Annotated in this window: 20 protein-coding genes; 4 read left to right on the top strand and 16 right to left on the bottom strand. The window is 68.2% G+C overall.

Annotated elements, in window-relative coordinates:
- Positions 1-170: 170 nt before the first annotated feature.
- Together AB0N02_RS38955 and AB0N02_RS38950 are read right to left on the bottom strand one after the other, a co-directional pair.
- On the bottom strand, positions 171-1,916 hold the full coding sequence (locus AB0N02_RS38955; RefSeq protein WP_363957654.1) for an ABC transporter ATP-binding protein: 1,746 nt from the start codon (positions 1,914-1,916) through the stop codon (positions 171-173).
- Complete coding sequence (locus tag AB0N02_RS38950) at positions 1,913-3,676, bottom strand: ABC transporter ATP-binding protein (protein WP_363957651.1); 1,764 nt, start codon at positions 3,674-3,676, stop codon at positions 1,913-1,915. The genes AB0N02_RS38955 and AB0N02_RS38950 overlap by 4 nt, the downstream gene beginning before the upstream one ends.
- 128 nt (positions 3,677-3,804) lie before the next feature.
- Here AB0N02_RS38950 and AB0N02_RS38945 point away from each other — a divergent pair, with 128 nt between their 5' ends.
- Together AB0N02_RS38945 and AB0N02_RS38940 are read left to right on the top strand one after the other, a co-directional pair.
- Positions 3,805-4,038: an RNA polymerase subunit sigma-70 gene (locus tag AB0N02_RS38945; protein ID WP_352071087.1), complete on the top strand. Its 234-nt coding sequence runs from the start codon at positions 3,805-3,807 to the stop codon at positions 4,036-4,038.
- Between the two features lie 2 nt (positions 4,039-4,040).
- On the top strand, positions 4,041-4,601 hold the full coding sequence (locus AB0N02_RS38940) for a Clp protease N-terminal domain-containing protein (protein WP_363957647.1): 561 nt from the start codon (positions 4,041-4,043) through the stop codon (positions 4,599-4,601).
- A gap of 30 nt (positions 4,602-4,631) precedes the next feature.
- Here the strand turns inward: AB0N02_RS38940 and AB0N02_RS38935 are convergent, their stop codons facing one another.
- The 5 genes from AB0N02_RS38935 to AB0N02_RS38915 form a co-directional block, all read right to left on the bottom strand.
- Entirely contained in the window at positions 4,632-5,036 is a 405-nt protein-coding gene (locus AB0N02_RS38935; RefSeq protein ID WP_363957644.1) for a hypothetical protein, read from the bottom strand.
- Positions 5,037-5,193: 157 nt separating this feature from the next.
- Positions 5,194-6,807, bottom strand: coding sequence for an MFS transporter (locus tag AB0N02_RS38930; RefSeq protein WP_363957642.1), 1,614 nt, complete (start codon positions 6,805-6,807; stop codon positions 5,194-5,196).
- A gap of 158 nt (positions 6,808-6,965) precedes the next feature.
- On the bottom strand, positions 6,966-7,406 hold the full coding sequence (locus tag AB0N02_RS38925) for a hypothetical protein (RefSeq protein ID WP_363957640.1): 441 nt from the start codon (positions 7,404-7,406) through the stop codon (positions 6,966-6,968).
- 12 nt (positions 7,407-7,418) lie between these two features.
- Positions 7,419-8,945, bottom strand: coding sequence for a hypothetical protein (locus AB0N02_RS38920; protein ID WP_363957637.1), 1,527 nt, complete (start codon positions 8,943-8,945; stop codon positions 7,419-7,421).
- A gap of 279 nt (positions 8,946-9,224) precedes the next feature.
- Positions 9,225-9,941 (bottom strand): MerR family transcriptional regulator, encoded by a 717-nt coding sequence (locus AB0N02_RS38915; RefSeq protein ID WP_363957635.1) that lies wholly within the window; start codon positions 9,939-9,941, stop codon positions 9,225-9,227.
- An 87-nt stretch (positions 9,942-10,028) separates the two neighbouring features.
- Here AB0N02_RS38915 and AB0N02_RS38910 point away from each other — a divergent pair, with 87 nt between their 5' ends.
- Together AB0N02_RS38910 and AB0N02_RS38905 are read left to right on the top strand one after the other, a co-directional pair.
- Positions 10,029-10,505 (top strand): DUF6194 family protein, encoded by a 477-nt coding sequence (locus AB0N02_RS38910; RefSeq protein ID WP_363957633.1) that lies wholly within the window; start codon positions 10,029-10,031, stop codon positions 10,503-10,505.
- A 222-nt stretch (positions 10,506-10,727) separates the two neighbouring features.
- On the top strand, positions 10,728-11,162 hold the full coding sequence (locus tag AB0N02_RS38905; protein ID WP_363957630.1) for a GNAT family N-acetyltransferase: 435 nt from the start codon (positions 10,728-10,730) through the stop codon (positions 11,160-11,162).
- Between the two features lie 720 nt (positions 11,163-11,882).
- On the opposite strand, the gene AB0N02_RS38900 is transcribed toward AB0N02_RS38905, so the two are convergent.
- The 9 genes from AB0N02_RS38900 to AB0N02_RS38860 form a co-directional block, all read right to left on the bottom strand.
- Entirely contained in the window at positions 11,883-12,287 is a 405-nt protein-coding gene (locus AB0N02_RS38900; RefSeq protein WP_363957666.1) for a peptidase inhibitor family I36 protein, read from the bottom strand.
- A 793-nt stretch (positions 12,288-13,080) separates the two neighbouring features.
- On the bottom strand, positions 13,081-13,545 hold the full coding sequence (locus AB0N02_RS38895; protein WP_363957628.1) for a HEPN domain-containing protein: 465 nt from the start codon (positions 13,543-13,545) through the stop codon (positions 13,081-13,083).
- Positions 13,542-14,039, bottom strand: a complete 498-nt coding sequence (locus AB0N02_RS38890) for a hypothetical protein (RefSeq protein WP_363957625.1) — start codon at positions 14,037-14,039, stop codon at positions 13,542-13,544. Before AB0N02_RS38890 ends, AB0N02_RS38895 begins: the two co-directional genes overlap by 4 nt.
- Before the next feature lie 483 nt (positions 14,040-14,522).
- A complete protein-coding gene (locus AB0N02_RS38885) occupies positions 14,523-14,798 on the bottom strand; it encodes a hypothetical protein (RefSeq protein WP_363957622.1) in 276 nt (91 codons plus the stop codon).
- Positions 14,799-14,824: 26 nt separating this feature from the next.
- Positions 14,825-15,076 (bottom strand): hypothetical protein, encoded by a 252-nt coding sequence (locus AB0N02_RS38880; RefSeq protein ID WP_363957619.1) that lies wholly within the window; start codon positions 15,074-15,076, stop codon positions 14,825-14,827.
- A gap of 2 nt (positions 15,077-15,078) precedes the next feature.
- Complete coding sequence (locus tag AB0N02_RS38875) at positions 15,079-15,534, bottom strand: helix-turn-helix domain-containing protein (protein WP_363957616.1); 456 nt, start codon at positions 15,532-15,534, stop codon at positions 15,079-15,081.
- A 284-nt stretch (positions 15,535-15,818) separates the two neighbouring features.
- Positions 15,819-15,998 (bottom strand): hypothetical protein, encoded by a 180-nt coding sequence (locus tag AB0N02_RS38870; protein WP_363957613.1) that lies wholly within the window; start codon positions 15,996-15,998, stop codon positions 15,819-15,821.
- A 258-nt stretch (positions 15,999-16,256) separates the two neighbouring features.
- A complete protein-coding gene (locus AB0N02_RS38865; protein ID WP_143121008.1) occupies positions 16,257-16,463 on the bottom strand; it encodes a hypothetical protein in 207 nt (68 codons plus the stop codon).
- 470 nt (positions 16,464-16,933) lie between these two features.
- Positions 16,934-17,257, bottom strand: a complete 324-nt coding sequence (locus AB0N02_RS38860) for a hypothetical protein (RefSeq protein ID WP_363957609.1) — start codon at positions 17,255-17,257, stop codon at positions 16,934-16,936.
- Positions 17,258-17,420 lie beyond the last annotated feature (163 nt).

Below are 17,420 nucleotides of genomic sequence, written 5' to 3'. Positions count from 1 at the left end.
AGAAGCGACCGGATCTGCCGTTGCATGATCCGGGCGTCTTCCGGGTGATGGACAATCGTCCCGACACATACCCGCATATGCCGATGCCACGGGACACCCGATCGCGGGACGACCGGCCGGTCGTCCCCTCGGCCGGGCCCCGGGAGCCTGGGAACGATCACCGACCGCCGTTATCTCGGGGTGCCGTGCCAGCTGCTCCACAGGGCGGCGTAGGAGCCGTCGGCGGCGACGAGCTCGTCGTGGGAGCCCAGCTCGCTGATGCGGCCGTCCTCGACCACCGCGACCCGGTCGGCGTCGTGCGCCGTGTAGAGGCGGTGGGCGATGGCGATCACCGTACGCCCCTGGAGGACCGCGGCCAGCGAGCGCTCCAGGGAGCGCGCGGCCCTGGGGTCGATCAGCGAGGTGGCCTCGTCCAGGACCAGGGTGTGCGGGTCGGCCAGGACCAGGCGGGCGAGGGCGAGCTGCTGCGCCTGGGCGGGCGGTACCGGCTCGCCGCCGGAGCCGACCATCGTGTCGAGCCCGCCGGGCAGGCCCGAGACCCACTCCCAGGCGTCCACGGCCGCAAGGGCCGCCTGCACCGCGGAGTCGTCCGCCTCGGGGCGGGCGATCAGCACGTTGTCGCGCAACGTGCCCCGGAACACGTGGTGCTCCTGGGTCACCAGTGCGACGTGGCCGCGCAGGTCGTCCAGCGGGAGCTCGACCAGCGGGGTGCCTCCGACCGTGACCGAGCCGGCGCGCGGCCCGTGGATGCCCGCCAGCAGGCGGCCGAGCGTGGACTTGCCCGCGCCTGACGGGCCGACCATGGCCAGCCGCTCCCCCGGCTCGACCACCAGGTCGATGCCGTGCAGCACGTCGTGCCCCTCGCGGTAGGCGTAACGGACGTCGTCGGCGCGCAGCCGCGCCCCGTCGGGGGCGCCGGAACCGGCCTCGCGGTCGTCGGGCACCTCGGCGACGCCCAGCAGGCGGGCCATGGAGGCCCCGCCGACCTGCAACTCGTCGATCCACATCAGCAGCCGGTCGAGCGGGTCGATGAGCTGCTGCACGTACAGCGTGGCCATCGCCACCTGGGCCAGCGAGACCCATTCCCAGATGTAGAACACGCCGCCGATGCCCAGCGTCGCCACGATCGGGATCACGTAGCCGAGCTCGACCGCGGGGAACCAGACCGTGCGCAGCCCGAGGGTGTAGCGCTCGGCGTCCCAGGACCTGGCGATGTCGGCGTCGGTCCGGCGGTGCCTGCGTTCCTGCAGGCCCAGGGCCTCGACGGTGCGGGCGCCGCCGACCGTCTCGGCCAGGCCGTCGGTCATGTCCGCGTAGGCGGCGCTCTCGCGCAGGTAGCCGTCCCGCGCCCGCTTGAGGTACCACCGGGTGGAGATCACCAGGATCGGTACGGCCAGCAGCGAGGGCAGCATGAGCAGCGGCCCGGTCAGCAGCAGCGCGCCGACGGTGATCGCGCAGGTGACCAGGGCGATCATCGTCTCGGGTACGGCGTGCCGCACGCTGCGTGAGAGCGTGTCCACGTCCCGGGAGGTACGGGTGATCAGGTCGCCCGAACCGGCGCGCTCGACCGTCGACAGCGGCAGGCCGAGGACCCGGTCGACGAACTCCTCGCGCAGCTCGGCCAGGACCTTCTCACCGAGCCGGGAGGAGGCGTAGACGGCGAACCTGACCAGCACCCCCTGCAGGGCCAGGAAGCCCGCGATGGCCAGCGCGACCGCGGTGACGTTGATCCCGGTGCCGTCCTGGACCCCCTGGACGAGGCCGCCGAGCAGCCACGGCACGGCCAGACCGGCCACGGCGGCCAGGCTGTGCAGGCCGAGCGCCGCCGACAGCGCGCCGGGATACTTCAGCACGAGCCTGCGGGCGTAGGCGCGGACCTGCCTCCGGTCGGCGACCGGCAGAATCTGCCTGCTCACGCTGTCTCCCCTCCCCGTGACCCGTGACCGGCGGTGGCCGGCTCGGGACTGTCGTGCGTCCTCCCGTCCCGGGGGTCGTCGCCCCTGGTGACGACGGCCCGGTAGGCCGGGTGCGCGGCCAGCAGGTCCCGGTGGGTGCCCTGGGCGCGCACGATCCCCTCCTCCACGTAGATCACGTGGTCGGCGCGGTCGAGCACCAGCGGGCTGGTGGTGCAGACCAGGGTGGTCCTCCCAGCCCTGGCCACGGCCAGCCGGGCGGCGATGCGCGCCTCGCTGTGGGCGTCGACGGCGCTGGTCGGCTCGACGAGGACGAGCGTCTCCGGGTCGGCGGCCAGCGCCCTGGCCAGCCGCAGCCGCTGCCGCTGGCCGCCGGAGAACTCCCGGCCCGACTCGGCGACGTGCCCGTCGAGGCCGCCGGGGAGCGCCTCGACGATGTCCTCGGCGCACGCGTCGCGCAGGGCTTCGGCGATCCTGTCGTCCGGGACCCGGCCGGTGACGTCCAGCTCGTCCCTGAGCGTCCCGGCGAACAGCATGGCCTCGTTGTCCGCGACCAGGATCCGGCGGCGGACCTCGGAGATCGGCAGGGTGCTCAGCGGCACGTCGCCGAAGTCCACGTCGCCGTCGGCGTAGCGGCCGAGCCGGTCGGCGATCGCGACGGCCTCCTCGGGCGTGGCCGCGGCGACGGCGGTGAACACGCCGGGGCGGATCGCGACGCCGGAGGCGACGTCGCGCAGCAGGCCCCCGGCCGAACCGCCGGTGCCGCCGCCGACCTCCGGCTCCAGGCGGAGAATCCGCACCACCCGGCCCGCGGCCACGTGCCCCTTGGTCAGCTTGTCGGCCGCCTCGGTGAGCGCCCGCAGGGGGGCGATCAGGAAGGCCGCGTAGCCGTAGAAGGCCACCAGCTGACCGGCCGTGATCTCGCCCCTGATCGCGAACGTCGCGCCCAGCCAGGTCACGCCCGCGATCAGCAGGCCGGGCAGCAGGATCTGCGCGCCCTCCAGCACGGACTCGACCGCCGCCACCCGCACGCCCGCGTGCCGTACCTTCTGGGACTCCTCGGCATAGCGGTCGGCGAAGATCTGCTCGCCGCCGACGCCGCGCAGCACGCGCAGACCTGCGACGATGTCGGCCGCGCGGGTCGACATCTCGCCCTGCAGGTCGCGATGGACGTGCTGGAGCCGGTGCAGGGGCCTGAGCAGCGGACCGACGGCGACGGCCATGAGGGGAACGCCGAGAAGCACCATCAGGCCCAGCGGCGGCGAGGTCCTGATGAGGATGACGGTGACCGTGCCGATGGCGATGATCGCCCCGGTGCCGCGCAGCAGGATGTCCATCGCGTTGCCGATGTGGGCGATGTCGGAGTTGCCGACGCTGACCACCTCGCCGGTCGACATCCGCCTGGGCAGGGTCGCGCCCAGCCTGGTCGCCTGCCTGACGGTGATCTGGACGGTCCGGTAGGCGCCCGCCAGCCAGTTGTAGACGGCCATCCGGTGCCGCAGGATACCGGCGGCGGCCTGTACGAGTCCCAGGCCGAGCATCACCGCACCCCAGGTGAGCAGGCCTTCCATGTCCTTGGCCCTGATGGCGTCGATGCCCCTGCCCATCGCCGCCGGCATGAGCGCCATCGCGGTCCACCACAGGGTGGCGTAGCCGATGCCGATCGCGAGCGGCCCCGCCTGCTTACGGGCGACCCAGAAGAGATATCGGAACGGACTGCGGGCATCGGGAACGCCGGGGTCGGCGGCAGGTAGGGAGCGCATAGCAACTCCAGCCTGACAAAAGCCAATATCACCAGGCAAACCGTTTTCTGACCTTGAGACGGCCTCCCGGCGCGAGGCGACGTCAATCAGGGTTGACACGAGAGAGGCGTCAACTTACATTGACATCTATGAGCGATACGGCACAGCTGGCCTCAGACGCGGGCAGCCGCGACCCGGCCGTGGGCCTACGGGCCGTCCGGGCGCTGCGGATGCTCGTCGATCGGCTGGAGGCCCTTCAGGTGGAGAACGCCAGGGAGCAGGGCTGGTCCTGGCAGGAGATCGCCTACTGCCTGGAAGTGACCCGGCAGGCGGTGCACAAGAAGTACGCGGGTGGCCGAGGCCTGTTGAGACGGGAGAAATAGCCATGTTCGAACGGTTCCACCAGGACGCCCGCCAGGCGGTCGTCCTCGCCCGGGAGAACTCCCAGCGGCTGCGGCACCCCTTCATCGGCACCGAGCACCTCCTGCTCGGGCTGCTCGACCAGCGCGCCACGCTCTCGGCCCGCGTGCTGGGCAGGCGCGGCCTCGACTACGAGCAGGCCTACCAGGCCGTCGCCCGCATGACCCCCCGGCGGCCCTCCGACACCCTGGACGCCGACGCCCTCGAATCGATCGGCATCGACCTGTCCGCCGTCAGGGAGAGGGTGGAGGCCGCCTTCGGTCCCGGCGCGCTGGACCGCGCACCCGTGACGACCAGGCGAGGACAGCGCGTCAGCGGCCGTCACACCCCCCTCACCGGACGGGCCAAGAAGGTCCTGGAACTGTCCCTGCGCGAGGCCCTGGCCCTGCGGCAGAAGACCATCTGCGACGGCCACCTGCTGCTCGGCATCCTCCGCGAGGGCGGCGGACTGGCCTCCCGCGTCATCGCCGACGCGGGCATCGACGCGGGACCGCTACGCCAGGAGATCGTCCTGGAACTCCGCTGAGGACCGGACGTCCCGGGTACCGGGCGGACGTCAGGGGGGCGGCGGCCCGTAGAGGACGTACACGGGGACCTGTACGGCGACGGTGCCGACCGGGAGCAAGGGAATGCTCCACAGCGCGATCCGCCGGGCCCGCACCAGACGCCTGGGAGCGAGCCAGAGAAAAAGGGCCGCCGCGATCCAGACCACCGGAGCGGCGATCCACATATACGCCGCCGCGGCCCCCCACGCGCTCACCGGAACGCATTTCTCTGTCTCGTACTCCGTGTACGGATCGAGACCGCACTCTTCCGCTTCGATCGCCCAGCTGACCGTCCACCAGGCGAAGAATCCCACGATCCAGGCCGCGAACCCGACGGACAGTGCCCAGCCGATCCGCGTTCTCTTCGGGGAGGGTTCGGCGAACGGCCCGGCCGCCCCGGTCGAGCTATCTGTCACGGCCCGAATCTAGAGACTTCCCATCCCGCGCTCAACCGGCGGACGACTTTTCCCCGCCACGGTCAGGCCGTGGTCAGGCCGCGACCAGGCTGCGGTCGGGCCGCGACCAGGCCACGGTCAGGCCGCGGTCGGGCCACCGTCAACGGCGGCCGGGCGGTCACGAGGCCGTTCCCACGAGGCCGTTCTCACGCCTCGCGGTGCGGGTCTCGACGCCGAAGAAGGCGATCGCCAGGACGGCCAGGACCAGGGGGACCGCGCCGAGGAGCGCGGTGGCGCCGATGGAGGGCACCGTGACCCCGGCGACCAGGACCGCCGTGACCGCGACCCCGCCGAACTTGCCCACTCCCGCCGACAGACCGGAACCGCGCGAGCGGATCCGCGTCGGGTAGATCTCCGAACTGTAGGCCGCCACCACCGCGGCGATCGTGGCGGTGCCGACGATCGGCCCGGCGAGCAGCACGTACATCCAGGTTTCGTCGTGCACCAGCGACTCGCCCGCCACCGAGAAGGCCAGCAGCGCGGCGGCCACCAGGACGGTCAGCACGACGATGGTCTTCTTCGCGCTCCACAGCCCGTACATCGCGGCGGCGATGAAGACCAGCGGAAGGCCCAGCAGCGCCGAGTCCCGCAGCGCGCGGTCGGCCGCCTGCTGGGCGAGGCCGAGCTTTTGCAGGTTGGAGGGGATCCAGAGCTGGAAGCCGTAGGTGACCAGGCCGACGCTCAGCCCCAGGATCACCACCGCGACGCTGAGACCGGTGAAGGGGCGGTGGAACAGCGGGGTGTAGCCGCCCTTGTCACCGTCGGCCTTGTCGGTGACGGCCCGCTCGACCTCGGCCTCGGCCGCCTCGGCGGAGCCGTACCTGACCATGATGGCCCGTGCCTCGGCCTCGCGCCCGTGGGCCAGCAGGAACCGGGGCGACTCGGGGATCCAGCGGTTCAGCAGGATGAGCAGCACACCGGTGGGGATGCCCAGCAGCCACAGCGCCCGCCACGAGTAGACGGGGATGATCTCCGACGACAGCCAGCTCGTCAGGACGTACGCCAGGGCCAGGTTGCCGCCGATGAGCACCATGACCCAGCCCCGGTGCCGTCCCGGGATCGTCTCGGCCAGCAGCGAGAAGGTGATGGGCAGCATGCCTCCGGCGGCGAGCCCCATCATCATGCACATCGCCAGGTTCCACCCGAAGGACGGCATCGCCCCGCAGATCGCGGTCGTCACGAACATCACCCCGGCCAGCAGGATGGCCGCCCGCCGTCCGATCCGGTCGCCGAGCCACCCCCACAGGAACGATCCGAGAACCGTGCCGGTGAGGCCGAACAGAGGCAGGAGCGCGACGGGCAGGTCGCCGCCGGGGTTGAGGGCCGACCTGAGCCCGTACTCCTTGCCCATGCCCGGGGCCACGAACGCCAGCGTGATCGGCTTCATCGCGTCGATGGTCACCGCGGCGGTCATCACGAGGATCAGACCGATGTGCGCGGGACGGAGCCTGGCGTCGTCGGAGGTGCGGATGCGCACCTCGCCCGCCTGCCTGGCGGCCTTGAGGTCACGCGGGACGAGCCCGTACGTGGTCACCGCCAGCCCGACGACGATCAACGCCATGCCGGCCACCATGGGGGTGTCCATCGGCATGCCCGCCATGTGGAAACCCATCTCCGAGGCGTGCAGGTACATCGGCAGATGCAGCGCCACCCCCGCCACGCAGGTGAGGAATCCGGTCCAGAAAGCCAGGGGGTGGGCGAAGTCGATGCCGCCCACGGGCTGTTTGCTCATGAGTTCCCTCAGGATCACGATCGTCAGTCGTCAGGAGTCCGACACCTGGGACGAGGGTCCTACGGCCACTGTCACGAGATGTCTGCACGTTCGATGCGTTCCACACCGCTTTGGTTCGTAAAAAGTGCATCATCCGCGACTTGCGGTTCACTTGTGGATCAGAGGATCCGCCCGCCGCGCAGCCGCCACTGGATCGACAGCACCCGCATCGGGCCGTTGGCGAACAGCCACTGGCCGATCCAGACGACCGTGAACATGGTCGCGAACGTCGAGAAGGCCACCGGGCGGTTGATGCCGGGAACCAGCCGCTGCTCCAGCAGGACCCACATGAGCAGGCCCTCGGGGACGATCGTGAGCAGCCCGAAGAGCGTCGGCCAGTCCTTGTCCCAGCGGAACTGCATCAGCAGGTGGTAGACGAGCTCCCAGGCCAGGCCCACGACGGCGACCGCGAGAAGGATGAGGTAGGCGGTGCCGTACGTCCGGGCGAGGGTGCCCGTCGTCCCCGGCAGCACCGGCACGATCAGCGCCGTCAGGACCACGCCGACGGTGGCGAGCAGGAAGATCCGGGTCTGGAGACGACCGGCGAGGGTGGGGATCACGACGTGGACTCCTCAGATGGGACGGCCGGAGGCCCACTTGAGCCACTGGCTGATCGACCGCAGGGGGCCGAGCTCGGCACAGAACCCGCGCCGGGACAGGTCCGCGGCGATGTCGAGGGCGACGGTCTGCATGCCGAGGAAGCTGTCCACCGCGGGGAAGTGGTTGCCGGCCACGGCGGCACCGGAGGCGTACAGCATGCCGTCCCCGCTGCCCGTGCCGCTCACCTCGAAGTTCCTGCCGACCGCCAGGCGGCCCGCGCCGTTGCGCTGGGCACCGCCGTGCTCCAGCAGGTCGGCCAGGACCCGGTGCTCGGGCATGTCGGCCTCCAGCCCGGTGCAGTCGATGATGAAGTCCGAGACGTACTGCCCGGCCCTTCCGTCGTTGCTGCCGGTGAAACTGACCAGCCGCCCGTCCGGGGTCGGCTCGACCCGCTGGACCACCGCCTGGATCGGGTGGTACCAGTTGCCCTCCCGGCCCCTGCGCATCTGCTCCTGCCAGCGGCGCAGCTTCGGCGTGGTCGTGCCCCCGACGGCCTTGGCCAGCGCCGCGCGCTCGGCCCCCTCGGTCCGGCGGAATTGCGCCTTCAGCTGGCCGCCGAAGGCGGACTTGGGGAAGGTGAACGCCTGGTAGGACCAGCCGTCGCCGCCCGGGCGCCGCATCCAGGGGCTGGGGCCCTGGGGCCCGGTCACGAACGTGCGGAGCAGGTGCACGATCTGGGTGTGCAGGCCGTACCGCTCGCGGTCGTCCATCAGGCGCTGGAGCACCCGGGAGGCGACGATCCCGGCACCCCGCACCACCACCGTGCCCGGTCTGGTCTTGAGGAACTCGTAGACGTGCTCGTGCGGCTCGTAGGCGTTGACGACGTGGTGGTAGTCGTTGTAGGTCTCCCGGAAGTGCTGGAGGTCCTCCAGGAACTTCAGGCCCGGGTAGCCGACCGCCAGGTGCACGTACCGGGAGCGGATCGCCACGCGCTTGGTCGGTGTCGCGCCCGCGGGAGGGGTGAGGATCGTGAAGTAGCCGCCGCCGTACCGGCGGCGGACCATCCGCACCTGGCCTTTGAGCAGCATGTCCCAGTACGAGATGCGATCGGCCTCGCGCTTGACCGTGGAGAAGATCGTCGCGGCCCTGGGACTGAAGAAGTCGGTGAGGAGCGGCTCGACCAGGACCTGCCAGAGCAGTTTCGGCGACTTCTCCTGCCACGCCTCGTGCACGGCGTAGGAGGGGAACCCCCAGATGTTGTCGGGCCGGGCCCCCGCGTCCGAACGGATGCGCTCTCCGGGCGGCAGCTGGGACACGCGGGTGAGATATTCCCAGCTCTGCCACGGGGTGTCGCTGTTGGACAGCACGCGCATGGAGGAGGTGGGCACCCCGCAGATCCTCAGCACGTCGACGAGGGTGAAGGAGCCGATTCCCCCGCCCACCGACACCAGCGGCACGTCGTAGAACGGGATGCCCGCCTCCTGGACCATCTGGTCGTGCCAGATCGGCGAACCGAGCAGTTGGGGAGTGAGATCCTCATGGCGTCGGGCTTCTGACACGTGACGTCCCTCGTGGTCCGGCTCCGAGCGAATTGCGCGTCCCTTATTTCAGATAAAAGGGATCATTCGCAACTCACCCCCGTATCACCGGTCTTCAAGGAGCCGGACATCGGGTCCCGGACAGGAGGTAACCGTGACACAGTCCGAAGGCGACCTCACCGGCACCAAGACGTCTCGGTCATGGGGAGCGAGGTCGGCCGGGCCACGTTCGCACGCCTCCGACACCGAGCCGGTGTTCTTCACCGGCGCTTGCCCGCATCGTGACCGAGCCGGTGCTCTTCACCGGCGCTTGCCCGCATCGTGGGTGGACAGCGAGAGCGCGGCACTGAGTGCGGCGGCACCGTCGAGGAGGGCCTTGGAGCGAGCCGCGATGTCGGCGTCTCTGGCGGCCAGCGCGGAGGCGACATCCTCCGATCGGCGGACGCGCCGTAGCTCCGGCATGAGGGCCCGGAGCGGTGCGATGCGGTAACCGGCCTTGCGGAGTTGGTGAACGACCCGCGCATCCCTCACCTGGGCCGGCGTGTATCGCCGGGTTCCTCGCGCGGGGTCGCGGTCGGGGACGACAAGATCCTCCGCATCCCAGTGCCGCAACGTCGAGGGACGCACGCCGAGGGCGGAGGCGAGTTCGGAGACGCTCATCGAGTCCGATGCGCGTACGTCTTCGATCGGCTCGCTGGAGACCGCCCGGGCGGCCTCCTCGGCCTGCCTCAGTTCCGTGCGCTCCGCGTCGAGCCGGGCGTGCGCCGCGTCGAGAAGGACGAGCACCGCCTGCGAGGCGGGGAACCGGTGAGCGGCCCTGACGATCTTCCTGGCCTCGGCCGGACCCGCGCCCGCCGCGAAGGCCCGGTAGGCCAGCGCGGACTGTAGATGTATCTCTCCATAGATCCGGTAGCCCGTTGCCGTGCGCGCCGCCGGCGGAAGCACGCCGTCACGCTCGAGATTGCGAACCTGCTGAACGGAGCATCCGGCACACCGCGCGACATCGATGGTGCGCATGTCCCCAGATTTGAGACTTGACATCCCGGATCCCCTCAGTATCAGCCTCAAAGTCTCCACAAGCACTTCAATGTGACGCTAGAGCACATGACCATAGACGAGATCATCGGCTTCGTGGGCGGCCTCGACGGCGTCCTGACCCTCAGGCCGGCACCCGGCGACGGCTCGCCGGAAATCAGCTGGGGCGACACGTTCTTCTACTACTCACCTGACGGCGTCGTCCCGACAACGACGCAGCCCTTCGCGACGGTCGTGACCAAGAACTATCCCGGCGACGAGGCGTCACGCCTGGACCGGCCGGACGCCTTCCGCGTGAACATCTCCGCCGGGAAAGAGGCCTTCATCCGGTGGACCGGTCACGCGCCACGCGATCCGGCCGCCACCGAGGTCGACTCCAGCGCCACCGACACCGTGATCGCGCACCCCGTCTACGGCACCGTAGGCTGGCTGGCGGTGGTGAACCCGGGTTCGCGTAGCGAGGCGGTGACCCGTGAGCTGCTGCGCACGGCCTATCAGCTCGCACGCTCACGCTATGAGCGACGCGCCGGGTCCACGGCGGACTGAGGTCTCCCGGAGCGATGGCGGCGGCCACGCGCCGTCGCCTATCCGGGCACTCCCCACCGCTCTTCCCATCGCGCCGCGACCGTTCTCGACAGACTCGCCGCGTCACATGGGATGCGGGAGGTCGAGGTCAAGTACCGCATGAATGCTCCGGAGGCGCTGAAGGCGGGTAGGGCACTCATGGAGAACGAGCCATCCCCAGCGGGTGCCGGCACCATTGGGCGTATGAGACTGGCCGGAGAAGGCGACCGGGCCGCCGTGGAGCGGCTTGTCCACGACGCCTACACACCGTGGATCGAGGTCGTCGGCATGCGGCCGCTGCCGATGGAGGCCGACTACGCCGCGCTCATCGCCGCCGGACTCGTACACGTGACCGACGGGCTCGAAGGGCTCATCGTGCTCGTCCCCGAGGACGGGGTCCTGCTCGTGGAGAACGTCGCGGTCCGGCCCGAGCTGCACGGCAAGGGCGTCGGGCGCGCGCTGATGGCCTACGCCGAACAGGAGGCGCGCAGGCTGGGACTGCCCGCGCTGCGCCTCTACACGAACGTCAAGATGGCCGCCAACATCGCCCTGTACGAGTCCATCGGCTTCGTCGAGACCGGCCGCGAGGGCATCGAAGGCCGCTCCGCCGTGCTGATGCGCAAGCAGCTCAGCGACTGAGCAGGCGACCGCCCCCTGGATCCCGCGGCATGCTCGCGAGGTGCCCGGCCGAGGTGAGTTCCAGCCGGGCACCGGGAACCGGCCTCCGGGACGAACGACCGGCGTACGACTCCCCTTCCCCACCGTGCAGCTCCTCCCTTTCCCCGGCGTACGGCGCCCCTTCCCGCCGCGCGGCTCCCCTTCCCCGGCGTACGGCGCCCCTCCCCGGCGCGCAACTCCCCTTCTCAGGCGTACGGCGCCCCTCCCCCACCGCGCGGGAACCGTGACCAGTGCGGTGACCACACACCTTCACCGGGTCCGTGGTGTTTCCCCGCGCCGGTACGGCGAGTGCCGGCACGGGCGTGCCCGGCGCCCCGCGAGCGGCGCGCGACCCGATGAAGGTTCCCGGTCACAGCACCAGGTGCGGCTCGGGCCCCCTCCTTTGTCCCGCCGCACCTGCCCCAGGAGTGCCAGTCCCCGCTCGAAGAAGTCCAGATGGTTTCTTCCACCGAGCCCGCCGAACGGCCGGGACAGCAGGAACACGAGAACGCGAAATCCCAGATCGAAGAACTACGCAATCAGTCGGCGACCGGAAACATCAGCGATGAACGGACGCCTCCTCATCCCGAACTGTCGGTGCCCCTCTGGCGTGGCGACCCTGGGACTTCTGGGACGGCAAAGCCCCCGGCAACCGGCACCGGGGGCTCTGGCGACTCGATCAGGCACGTGCCCGGTCTTCGGTCACGGCGGGCAGGAACCCGTCACCCATTTATGGGAGAACAGGTAAGTGGGACCGATGTTTGCTCCCCAGCCTCGATCTATGCAGCCGGCGTAGCGGGTGTAGTTCGTTCCCCAGTAGAAATACAAGGTCGGATATGCGGTCGCCTGGCCGTTGTTCCACACCGAACGGGTAAGCGTGGTGGTCGCCCAGCTACAGACGTCGCTACCCGTCGTCCAGTCGGGATCGGAGTTAGTCCAATGGCACATAGAGCCGGTTCCATTTTCTCCCGTGTAGAAGCAAACGTCGCCGCTCGGACAGGGGATCCATGCGGCTGCGGCTGCCAGCGCCCCCGTCGAACCGAAGGTGCATGTCAGAAATGTTAAGCAGGCCGCTACCACAGCGAGGAAACGCACTCGTGCACGCATTTTTCTCATACGCACTCCTTCGCGCATTAAGTTTTTCGCGACTATTTCATCGCCCTCCCTTATAGGGAGATTACGCATTTTGACTCAGACTAGTCAAGCTCCTGTCGTGTCGCGAATTGTCCACACTTGGCCAAGGAGGCGGTTGCGGGGGCACGGACGTGCGGCTTGAAAGATGAACTCGCTCATGTGACAGACAGTGAGAGCGCGCCATATTTGGTTTCAACATTCGAATATCGGTCAGCCCCCACCAGTGAAAGGGTTTATTTTCGACTTGGCTCACGTGTCGCTGGTCCGGAGAGCCGCAGAGCGGTGACCTGGGGCGTTGGTTCGGTGGGTGCGCACTACGTAAGGACCGGAAGCGACGCGTCAGCGAGCGCCCCAATCCATCGGAAACCTTCAGCCCCGGCGTGTCGATCCTAGAGTGGTGCCGGCCGGATCACCCGAATCGTCGTATCCGCTGCCCGCTGCAACACAGGCGGGTCGGCCAGGACGGGACCGGTTCCAGGAGGCCGCAGGCCCGGCCCGAACCGACCAGCCGCGCACGCGGGGCGTGCGCCTTGGCTCTGTAAACCCTGTAATGAATCTCTTCGCCGGAAGCGGCTCTGGCCCAAGATCGATACCGGGCGAACCGGGCGATCTCGGACCGGGGTTTGGCCATCTCCGCGGGTCTACGCGTCACCTGAGGTCAGGCAACGAGACATGAGACGCCCGTGCCGCCGATGCCACAGTAGCCATTCCTGCCTCAGAGCCATGGCCGGTGGCAGCGCTTTTATGGGGCAGCGAGAAACCACCGTCAGAAAGGGTGCATCTGATCGATCACCTTCGTCGCGATCTCCACAATCGCCTCGACCTTGGCCATGTCGGCGCTGACATCATCAGCACTGAAACGGGGTGAACCCAGGCGCGGGTACTCTGCTTCGTTCCGTCGTCGGCGCATCCGGTCGAAAGGCCGCAGACTCTGCCCCAGCGGTGGATCGAGCTGCGCGCTGACCGCCTCGTACACGGCGATGTGTCCACCTCGACTGCTGGCCCGAAGTCCCTGGTTCTCCAGTACGGCGCACAGGGCCTTGCGGGCCGCGTCATAGAGCAGCTGATATGCGCCGATCGGATCCGATTCCATCGCAAGGCGAGCCGTCGCCATGTGTTTCCGGGCCTGAACCAGCAGTTCCTCTGCCTGCGCACGGCTCGCCGCCACCTTTTCGATCTCGCCACGACCGAGCATGCCCTCAAGGGCAGCGCGCCCCTGCTCCCACCTCACCGGCTTTCCCTCTTTTCAATCTTGAGTCGGACAAGCGGCCGAGATCTGACCGTTTCCAGGAAAGGGTCGCCCACAAAGGACTCCCAGTCGCTACGACTCAGCCGGCGTACGTTCACCTCTCTGCCGAGTTGCCGCTCCGCGGCCCTGGCGGCATCGTAAAGATCGTCCTCATCGGCGGCTCCGACGACCAGGACGTCCACGTCCTTCGGCACCCTTCCCGGCTCGCCCGAGTACCGTGCGGCCCAGGATCCGTAGATGTAGGCCTCCTCAACGGCAGCGACTTCGGAAAGCCGCTCGCCGAGCACCGCTACCGGGCCATACGTCAAAGCGAGCAGTTCGGTCAACGGACGAGCCACGACCACGTCGGTGTCCGCCTGGATCATCCGCAGGTTGCCGATCCTGCGCTCGATGAGCAGGCCCGCAGCAGCGAGACGATCGACTTCGCGAGTCACGGTCGAGGCCGAGACGTCGAACCTCTTCGCCAGCTCAATCAAGGCGTACTCCTCACCTGGGTGGAGAAAGAGCCAGGCCAGGAGCTCCCCCTGAAACGGAGAGCGCAGCAGCGGAAGCAAGACGGATGGCGGCTGTTTCATAACCTGAAACATAGCTTGCAGCTTACGCAAGTCCCAGCATCCGTGTGCCGGAATTGGCGTCCGCCCTCGAAGTACCCGCCCCCTGACGACACCCTCTTGACCTGACCGCTCCTCACAGCTTCTCGCTCACCGAACCGGGGCCGGATGGCAGGACGGCTCATGCCCAGAAGTCGAGCGTGAGCCGTACAGCGAGATCCGTGAAGCTACTCCTCCGTCGGGACCAGGCCCGTCTGGCAGGCACCCCATCCCGATGGGTCACCTAGCTTGACGTTGGTGCCGCCGATGCCACAGTAGCCGTTGGGCACCTGAACGAATATCGCTGGTGATAGCGGTTCGCTTCAGTCAGCAAATCATTCTCACCGTCACCCCAGCGTCGGTGGCCCGCTAACCAGCCCGGAGGGCGGCGACTGATTCGACCAGACCTGCTTTCTCCAAAGCGTCGAGCACATCGTCTACGGCCTCCGGCGGGTTGACCCGCGAGTCCGCGATCTGCTGAACACAGGCCCAGACCACTCGTCCATCGAGATCGATCTGGTCCAGTACAAAGTCATCGGGAGATTTGGCCTCAATCTCCCATGCCGCCAAGTGCTCCGAAGGAAAGTCCCTGAGATTTGACGTGACGATGACCTGTGCTCCTACTTTGATCGCCGCGGCAAGCACATGCCGGTCATCCGGGTCAGGTAGCTTCAGTCCTTCGATAGGGGTTCGTACCCCTCGACCAGGCAGTCTCGAACCGCAGAGTTCATGAGCAGGCGAAGCTTGCCCAGTTTCTCCTCCGGAATGTCTGGACGATCGGCGGCAAGGTTACGCTGCATTTCGTCGAGGATCCTGCTGGTCCACTTGGCCTGGAGGCGTCCCGTCATGGCCAGGCGGATGAGCAGGTCGCGAAGTGTGTTGCCGTAGAGCACGTTCGCGTCATAGACCACCACAAAGCTCATGCTCAGATGCCCAACTCCTGGCCTAGAGCAGCAAGTTGATCGGCAGCCGTACGGCGCTTGGCATCATCGCGACGTTTGTACTCCTGAAGGTCCTCATATGTGACACGCCTGTGCTTGCCGACCAAGCGGAAGGGAATCTCTCCTTCCTCTAGAAGCTTGATCAGGTGGGGACGCGAAACGTTCAGCATGTCCGCCGCCTGCTGGGTCGTCAGCTCGGCGTGAGAGGGGATGACCGTCACCCCTCGCCCTTCAGCCGCCTGGGCAAGGATGAAGGCCAACAGGCTCACAGCTTCCCGAGGCAAGACCAGCGGGTCCTCAGCACCGTGTTCCCCGACAACACGGATGACCGACTGCTCGTGAGATCGCATGAGGTAATCCTTGATGCGGCGTACAGCACGGCCAGCCATCTCAGCATCGATGCTCCCGGGCTGTACGCGCTTGGCCTGCACATCTGTCATCGCCGTACCTCCTTCTCGCAGTATCCGCAACAAACGAAATAAACGCAAGCGATGACGATGGGCATCTGGATTGCCGACTGATCCGCACCGCACCCGGATCCGGTGCCATGGTCACCGATGAGCGGCACCAGCATGGCCGGGCTGCTGTACGTCCTCACCGAGCCATAGGCAGGGGTTGAAGTCCGGACAACCGATACGACGGACAACCTCAGATCAACTATGGCCCGACAGCAGGGGGGAAGCTCGCCCTGAGTCAAGGAGATCTCAGGCCGTCATGCGCGGCCTCACAAGATGCGCCAGAACGTGCCGTTCACTGAGAGGCCGTCCGGGTTGCCCTGTGGCGAGGCCGTGGACCCCACCGCCCACACTGTCGACGTCCCGGGCCGGCGCGCGAGTGAGGACAGCACGGTGCCCGTCCCGCCCGCGGGAAGTAGCGGCACCTTCGTCCAGGTCTTGCCGGTCACGTGCCAGAGGGTGGGGTTCTGGCTCCATTCGGACTCGACGATCCAGACTCCGCCGGTGCCGTCCGCCTCCACCTGGCTGAGCCGCCGGCCGTCGGCCGTGGCTCCCCTGCCGTCTCTCTATGAGCTGGCAGACTTCCGTAACGACCGTCGTGGGAACGAGAAGCGGGCCGGGATGGCTCCGCAGAAGCCTGGTACAGGGTTCGTGATACCGGTCCCGGATGTTGACCGCTGCAACCAAAGGCCCCGAATCGATGACGATCACAAAGAGTGATTGTCCTCCGAGCGCAAGATCTCTTCAGAGCGTTCCGCGAAATCCGGCTCGGCCTCAAGCATCCCGATGAACGGCAGGTCACGAACGACGGGCCGCTCGTCGAACTGGTCACGCACAAGGCGAAGCAGGGGGGCCACCTTCTCCTCGGGCAGGCAGTCCACCAGGTGGTGCAGTTCCTCGCGCATCACGCTCATGCATCGAGTGTAACCAGGCGGTGCCCGACATACGTGGTCTCACCGCGACGCGGGCCGAACAGCAGAACGGCCCGCATCTGAAGACCGGTACTCCTGAAGAGCTGCTCCTCTGTCGGGATCAGGCCCGTCTGGCAGACGCCCCACCGAGACGGGTCACCTGGCTTGACGTCGGTGCCGCCCATGCCACGCGGTCCATGGCCGAGCTGCGCAGATCGAAGTACCCCAGTGCGTAGGTGATCGCCGTCGCCCCGGTGTACGCCTCGGACAGCAGCCCGAAGATCTCATCACGCCGTGCCCCTCGCCGGCGTGAGCGGCTCGCGTCAGTTCGCCGGGTTCGATGCGCAGAGTCCGCGCAACGGCGGCGACGAGTGCCTGCGTCGCGGGCTTGTGTCCTCGTTCGACCTGGGCGATCGGGGTTCCCGCCGGCGGCTCGGTGGTCGTCGGCGGGAACGGGGATCAGTGTGCCGAGGTCAGCAGTAGACCACTCCCGTCGCCTCGCGCTGGCCCCAGGTCTGGTGGAAGTCGAGGAACTGCCCGACGGGCACGCAGGAGGTGCTGTACCCGTAGATCCAGGTGTCGACCTGGGGGTTGGGGTGCTTGACGCGGTATTGCAGGGCGTACCCGCCGTCACCACCGGTGCAGATGTACCAGAAGTCGAAGCCCGAGCCGGTGATGTTCTCCTTGCCACTCCGGCAGTTGGTGGGCTGGGCGTGCGCGGGAGCGGCTGTGACGAGGAGCGTGGCTGCGGTGAGGAGGGTCACGGACAGGGCGGCGGCGTGCTTTCTGAGGTGCATCTGCTGGCCTCCAGCTGGTTGACGGGCCGTGGACGGTCCCCCGAAGGTGGTGCACTGTTAAGAAAGCTTCTTATTAGAAGATAGATTGACCTCGCGCGTCGTCAAGACCGATCTTTCCCGCGCCCACGGCGCTGGCACAACGGCGGCCCCGGGTCCGGCGACG

This window comes from Streptosporangium sp. NPDC051022 (genome assembly GCF_040683035.1).
Lineage (GTDB): Bacteria > Actinomycetota > Actinomycetes > Streptosporangiales > Streptosporangiaceae > Streptosporangium.
This window is presented reverse-complemented; position numbering and strand designations above follow the sequence as displayed.